Below are 1,550 nucleotides of genomic sequence, written 5' to 3'. Positions count from 1 at the left end.
CCCCCGCAGGGGCGGCCGCGGCCGGATTTGCCGACGGTCAAATCCGGCAAGGCGGGAGCGCCCCGCGAGCACCGAACCGTCGTGGCGTCCTGATGTCCGGAGCTTTCTGATGCGGGTTCTCTCCGTCGCCTCCGAGGCCTATCCGCTCGTCAAGACCGGCGGCCTCGCCGACGTCGCCGGCGCGCTGCCGCCGGCGCTCGCCCGCCGCGGCATCGAGGTCCGCACGCTCCTGCCCGGCTATCCGGCGGTGATGGCGCGGCTCGGCGAGACCCGGCTCCTGCACGAGTATCAGGCGCTGCTCGGCGTGCCGGCGCGGCTGCTCGCCGCGACGGTCGCCGGGCTCGAGCTCGTCGTGATCGACAGCCCGCCGCTCTACGACCGCCCCGGCGGCCCCTACGGCGATCCCTCCGGCCGCGACCACCCGGACAACTGGCGCCGCTTCGGCGCCCTCGGCCGCGCCGCCGTCGACATCGCCATGGGCCTCGTGCCGGAGTTCCTGCCCGACCTCGTGCACGCCCACGACTGGCAGGCCGGCCTCGCGCCGGCCTACCTGCGCTTCTACGGCGTGCCGCGGCCCTCGGTGATGACGATCCACAACATCGCCTTCCAGGGCGGCTTCCCGCCCTCGGTCTTCGGCGCGCTCGAGCTGCCGCCGCAGGCGGCCGGCCTCGACGGGGTCGAGTTCTACGGCGGGGTCGGCTACCTCAAGGCCGGCATCGCCAACGCCTCGGCGATCACCACCGTCAGCCCGACCTACGCCGAGGAGATCAAGACCCCGGCCTACGGCATGGGCCTCGACGGCCTGATCGCGGCCCGCGCCGACGTGCTGCACGGCATCGTCAACGGCATCGACACCGAGGTCTGGAACCCGGAGACCGACCGCTTCATCCCGGCCGCCTACACCGCCCGCAGGCTGCAGGCCCGCGCCGCCAACCGCACCGCGCTCGCCGGCCGCTTCGGCCTGCACAACGACGACTCGCCGCTCTTCGTGCTGGTCAGCCGGCTCACCTGGCAGAAGGGCATCGACCTGCTCGCCTGGATCACGGCGGAGGACATCGTCCGCGCCGGCCACCGCCTCGCCGTCCTCGGCACCGGCGAGCCCGGCCTCGAGCATACCTTCCGCTCGCTCGCCGCCGAGTTCCCCGGCCGGGTCGGCGCCGTCCTCGGCTACGACGAGCCGCTCGCCCACCTGATGCAGGCCGGCGGCGACGCCATCCTCATCCCCTCGCGCTTCGAGCCCTGCGGCCTGACCCAGCTCTACGGCCTGCGCTACGGCTGCGTCCCCATCGTCGCCCGCACCGGCGGCCTCGCCGACACCGTGATCGACGCCAACGTCGCCGCGCTCAACGCCGGCGCCGCCACCGGCTTCCAGTTCACCCCCGTCGACGCCGCCCCCCTCGCCGGCGCCATCCGCCGCGCCGCCGCACTGATGCGCGACAAGGCGGCCTGGAGCGCGATCCAGCGCCAGGGCATGAAGGCCGACGTCTCCTGGGACCGCAGCGCCGCCGCCTACGCCGACCTCTACGCCTCCCTCCTTCCCGCAGGCCAAG

At 74.4% G+C, this 1,550-nt stretch carries 1 protein-coding gene; it reads left to right on the top strand.

The window, feature by feature from the left end:
* Positions 1 to 109: 109 nt before the first annotated feature.
* Positions 110 to 1,550: glycogen synthase GlgA (gene glgA / locus Q0112_RS12545; protein WP_297975822.1), on the top strand; the 1,441-nt coding region annotated here is incomplete at its 3' end.

The organism is uncultured Amaricoccus sp. (assembly GCF_937858865.1).
Taxonomy (GTDB): domain Bacteria; phylum Pseudomonadota; class Alphaproteobacteria; order Rhodobacterales; family Rhodobacteraceae; genus Amaricoccus.
Note: the sequence above shows the minus strand (reverse complement) of the source record. Positions and strands in the feature narration are given on the sequence as shown.